This window comes from Methylobacterium sp. WL103, from assembly GCF_008039885.1.
Taxonomy (GTDB): domain Bacteria; phylum Pseudomonadota; class Alphaproteobacteria; order Rhizobiales; family Beijerinckiaceae; genus Methylobacterium; species Methylobacterium cerastii.
In genome coordinates this window covers 1-4002 of sequence record NZ_VRUX01000401.1, presented here as the reverse complement: position 1 = coordinate 4002, position 4002 = coordinate 1, and the positions used below count along the sequence as shown (strand labels likewise).

4 protein-coding genes and 1 pseudogene are annotated in these 4002 nt (G+C 69.5%); 4 read left to right on the top strand and 1 reads right to left on the bottom strand.

The genetic code is table 11. The annotated features are described in order from the left end of the window. The 4 genes and pseudogenes from FV222_RS19330 to FV222_RS19315 form a co-directional block, all read left to right on the top strand. Nucleotides 1-484 (top strand): annotated as a pseudogene (locus FV222_RS19330) (hypothetical protein); the annotation flags it as partial. Nucleotides 485-534: 50 nt separating this feature from the next. Next, nucleotides 535-1107 carry a 50S ribosomal protein L9 gene (rplI, locus tag FV222_RS19325; protein ID WP_147750486.1) on the top strand — a complete coding sequence of 191 codons (573 nt, stop codon included), beginning with the start codon at nt 535-537 and terminating at the stop codon, nt 1105-1107. A gap of 273 nt (nt 1108-1380) precedes the next feature. Further along, complete coding sequence (locus tag FV222_RS19320) at nt 1381-2868, top strand: replicative DNA helicase (protein WP_147750485.1); 1488 nt, start codon at nt 1381-1383, stop codon at nt 2866-2868. A 34-nt stretch (nt 2869-2902) separates the two neighbouring features. After that, complete coding sequence (locus FV222_RS19315; protein WP_147762644.1) at nt 2903-3385, top strand: DUF29 domain-containing protein; 483 nt, start codon at nt 2903-2905, stop codon at nt 3383-3385. 9 nt (nt 3386-3394) lie between these two features. On the opposite strand, the gene FV222_RS19310 is transcribed toward FV222_RS19315, so the two are convergent. Further along, complete coding sequence (locus tag FV222_RS19310) at nt 3395-3712, bottom strand: cupin domain-containing protein (protein ID WP_147762643.1); 318 nt, start codon at nt 3710-3712, stop codon at nt 3395-3397. Nucleotides 3713-4002 lie beyond the last annotated feature (290 nt).

Genomic DNA, 4002 nt, shown 5'->3' with positions numbered 1-4002 from the left:
CGCCGACGCCGCGCCCGCGGCCGCGGAAGCCCATGCCGAGCTGGTCGACGCGCTGGCCCGCACCGTGCCGGCCTTCGCCGCGAACGGTCTCGCCCTGCTCCTGACCTTCTATCTCTGGGCCTCCGCCCGCATCGTCCAGCTCTCGGGCCGCCTGCCGCGGCCCTGGCCGGACATCCCTGCGACCATCATGCCGCGCACCATGCTCGGGCTGCTGGCGGTGGCGGCGGTCCTCGCCTTCGCGCCGGGCTACGCGGGCGTCCTCGGCACCGCACTCGTCGGTTCGGTGAGCGCGGTCTTCGCGCTGCAGGGGCTCGCCGCCTTCCACGACCGCAGCCGCGGCCGGCCCGCCCGCGGCATGATGCTGTTCGGCCTCTACCTGATCCTGTTCTTCACGCAGGGCATCGCCCTGATCGTGCTCACCCTGTTCGGCCTCGCCGACACCGCGCTCAACCGCCGCCGTCGACCCGACGGCGCGGCCCCTTGAGACCCCGGCCGGCCCGCAGCGGCGGCCCCACTGAGAGAAGGACGAAAACCATGGAAGTGATCCTGCTTGAGCGCGTCGCCAAGCTCGGCCAGATGGGCGAGACCGTGAACGTGAAGCCGGGCTTCGCCCGCAACTTCCTCCTCGCCCGCGGCAAGGCGCTGCGCGCGACGGAAGGCAACAAGAAGCACTTCGAGACCCAGCGCGCCCAGCTCGAGGCGAAGAACCTCGACCGCAAGAAGGACGCCGAGGCCGTCGCCGAGAAGCTCGACGGCCAGACCTTCGTGCTCATCCGCCAGTCGGGCGAGTCCGGCGTGCTCTATGGCTCGGTCTCCACCCGCGACCTCGCCGAGGTCGTGACCAAGGACGGCTTCACCGTCGAGCGCGGCCAGTTCACCCTGAACCAGCCGATCAAGACGCTCGGCCTGCACGTGGTCCCGGTGGTGCTGCACCCCGAGGTCGACGTGAAGGTCACCGTCAACGTCGCCCGCAGCCCCGAGGAGGCCGAGCGTCAGGCCCGCGGCGAGTCGGTCACCGAGCGCGAGGCGTTCAACCTCGACGACCTCGGCCTGGAAGTCGGCATGGCGCTGGCCGAGGCCGGCGAAGGCGCCGACGACCGCGGCTGATCGCGCCGCCCTCCCGCCTCCTGCGATGGAGACGGAGGGCTGTGGATGGCGGTGACAGCGGGGACGGCGCCCCGAGAGGGTTGACGCGTTCATCGTTTGTTCCAAGATGGACGCCCGTTCCTCGAACCGAGGGGCGGGCGTCCTCGCGTTCCGGGCTACCGTGACGCGGACGTCGGCGGCTAAGCATCGGTCAACCCTACCGGTGCCATGGTCGTCGGATCTTGTTCGGGATGCGGGGCCGGCCCGGCCCGCATCGATTCGGAGCGACCGCCGATGGCCCTGCCCAATGCCCTAGCGGCCAAGCTCGAAGCCGTGCAGGCGGAGTACCGCGTCGCGCCGCACAATATCGACGCGGAGCAGGCGCTGCTCGGCGCGATGCTGGTGAACAACGACGCCTACTACCGCGTCTCGGACTTCCTGCTGCCCGAGCACTTCATGGAAGACGCCCACCAGCAGATCTTCCAGGTGGCGACCTCGCTGATCAAGGCGGGCAAGCTCGCGACCCCGATCACCCTGAAGACCTATCTCGGCGACGCCGACTTCGGCGGCCAGACGGTGATGCAGTACCTCGCGCGGCTCGCCGCCGACGCCACCACCGTCATCAACGCCGGCGAGTACGGCCGCACGATCTACGACCTCGCCATCCGCCGCCGGCTGATCACCATCGGCGAGGACCTCGTCAACGGCGCCTACGAGGCGCCCGTCGAGCAGGCGCCGCGCGACCAGATCGAGGAAACGGAGCGGCGGCTCTACGAGCTGGCGGAAGCCGGCCGGTACAGCGGCGGCTTCCAGAAGTTCTCGGACGCGCTGACCACCGCCGTCGACATGGCGGCCAAGGCCTACCAGCGCGAGGGCAAGCTCTCGGGGCTGGCCACGGGGCTCTCCGACCTCGACGCCAAGATGGGCGGACTGCAATCCTCCGACCTGATCATCCTCGCCGGCCGTCCGGCCATGGGCAAGACCTCGCTCGTGACCAACATCGCCTTCAACATCGCAAAGGCCTACCAGGGCGAGAAGCAGGCCGACGGCACGATCAAGACCAAGAACGGCGGCATCGTCGGGTTCTTCTCGCTCGAGATGTCGGCCGAGCAGCTCGCCACCCGCATCATCGCCGAGCAGTCGGGCGTGCCCTCCTACAAGATCCGCCGCGGCGACATCCGGCCGGAGGACTTCTACAAGATCACCGACGCCGCCCGCGACATGCAGACGATCCCGTTCTACATCGACCAGTCCGGCGGCATCTCGATCGCGCAGCTCGCCGCCCGCGCCCGGCGCCTCAAGCGCCAGAAGGGCCTCGACGTGCTGATCGTCGACTACCTGCAGCTGCTCGCCGGCTCCGGCAAGCGCTCGGACAACCGCGTGCAGGAGATGACCGAGATCACCACCGGCATGAAGGCGCTGGCCAAGGAGCTATCGGTGCCGATCATCGCGCTGTCGCAGCTGTCGCGCCAGGTCGAGAACCGCGACGACAAGCGCCCGCAGCTCTCGGACCTGCGCGAATCGGGCTCGATCGAGCAGGACGCCGACGTGGTAATGTTCGTGTTCCGCGAGGAATACTACGTCAACAACAAGAAGCCCCGCGAGGGCACCGAGGAGTTCTTCGCCTGGGAGGCGGAGATGAACCGCGTCCACGGCAAGGCCGAGGTCATCCTCGGCAAGCAGCGCCACGGCCCGACTGGCACGGTGGAGCTGCAGTTCGACGCCAACATCACCCGGTTCTCGAACCTCGCCCAGAGCGACCGGCTGCCGGACCAGATGTGATAGGCTGTGACCGCGCGAATGGAGGAGGACGACCGTGGCGGCGCCGAGACGCGTGGAGAGCCCGAGATCCGGAACGGCATACGAGGCCGACCTCGCGGCCTGGTCGCTGGAGCAGGCCGCGCACCTGCGCGCGGGCACCTGGGATCGCCTCGATCTCGCGCATCTCGCCGATGAGATCGAAGCCTTGTCCCGCACGGAACACCATGCCCTGACGAGCGCCCTGCGCGTGATCCTGCTTCACCTGCTGAAATGGGATCACCAGCCCCAGCGGCGCACGCGCGGCTGGGCCACCTCGATCAAGACGCAGCGCCTCTCGGTCGCCGAACGGATCGAGGACAGCCCGAGCCTCGTGCCGCTGCTTCCGCAATTCCTGGCTCGCGCCTACCGCCGGGCTCGGATCGAGGCCGCAGGCGAGACCGGCCTCGACGAGTCGGTGTTCCCCACCGCGTGCCCGTATCCCTACGAGGCGATCATGACCCGCGCGATCGCGTGGCCGCCCGAACCCGAGGTCTCGTAGGCGCCGGCGCTACAGCGTCACCAGCGCACCGGGCTGCTTCACCTCGATCTCGACGAAGGCGATCGGATGGTCCGAGCCGTTCATCACGTCGTGGCGGATGCCGGCCGGGCGACTGTAGGCCTGCCCCGCGGCGAGCGCGGTCTCGCCGACCTTCTCGCCGTCGTGGACCCGGAGCGTCCCGGCCACCAGCATCACCACGAAGTAGGGCCAACCGTGCTCGTGCCAGCCGGTCACCGCGCCGGGGGCGAAGTCCCACCGGGTGATGCGAAGCGTCGCATCGTCCTGCTGGACGGTGGGAATCGCCGGGATCGTGCAGGCGAACGCCATTCTCGGTGATCCTTCCTCGCGAGCCTTCGACGCGCCGACGGCTCCGGCGTCGGCTGGAGCCCAGGCCTTGCAGGCGCCGTGCCTTCCGGCCGCTGGCGCGTTAATGGCATGCCTTGCGGGTCGCCCGCACGCATGGCGAATCGACCGCACGCTTGGCGAAAACCTCGGAGCCCGACGATTTCCCGAGACAGCACCGTGACAGATGCCACCGGGCACGGCGCCCGCCTCACCGTCGATCTCGGCGCCGTCGCGGAGAACTGGCGGCGGCTCGCGGCCGAGGCGCCGCCAGT

Excerpts from the sequence above, each read along its gene's own strand:
- rplI (WP_147750486.1), top strand. The coding sequence starts at position 535 with ATGGAAGTGATCCTGCTTGAGCGCGTCGCCAAGCTCGGCCAGATGGGC.
- FV222_RS19320 (WP_147750485.1), top strand. The coding sequence starts at position 1,381 with ATGGCCCTGCCCAATGCCCTAGCGGCCAAGCTCGAAGCCGTGCAGGCG.
- FV222_RS19310 (WP_147762643.1), bottom strand. The coding sequence starts at position 3,712 with ATGGCGTTCGCCTGCACGATCCCGGCGATTCCCACCGTCCAGCAGGAC.